The 386-nt window shown below is 66.3% G+C and carries 1 protein-coding gene; it reads left to right on the forward strand.

Going from position 1 to position 386, the window contains the following annotated elements; genetic code table 11:
* On the forward strand, positions 1–386 hold a 386-nt coding region (locus tag EN852_RS35935), incomplete at both ends, for a prepilin-type N-terminal cleavage/methylation domain-containing protein (RefSeq protein ID WP_135879694.1).

A 386-nucleotide genomic window follows, 5' to 3' on the forward strand; every position in this document is an offset into this window, starting at 1 on the left:
TTCCGATCTCGAGGCGGGTGACACCGAAGTGCAGCGGCGGCTTGTGCGCTCGATCGGCATCGAGATGCTGATCGCGCTCGCCATCTTCGGCGTCGCCGCCGGCTGGCGCTTTACCCCGCCGCCGCGCGCTCTGGCGATCGCCGCCGCGCAGCCGGTGTCGATCCACATCCACACGCTGAAGGCGATGGCCGATCTCAGCATCACACCCGGACATGCCGGCGAGGTAGAGGCCTCAATGGTGATCATGACCGGCGATTTCGGCCCGTTGGACGCCAAGGCGGTAACGCTGGTGCTGTCGAAGCCGGATTCCGGCATCGAGCCGATCAAGCGGCCGGCGACGAAACCCGGCGACGGCACTTGGCGTGTCGACAAACTCGTCCTTCCAA

It is taken from the genome of Mesorhizobium sp. M2E.F.Ca.ET.209.01.1.1, from assembly GCF_004010375.2.
Classification (GTDB): domain Bacteria; phylum Pseudomonadota; class Alphaproteobacteria; order Rhizobiales; family Rhizobiaceae; genus Mesorhizobium.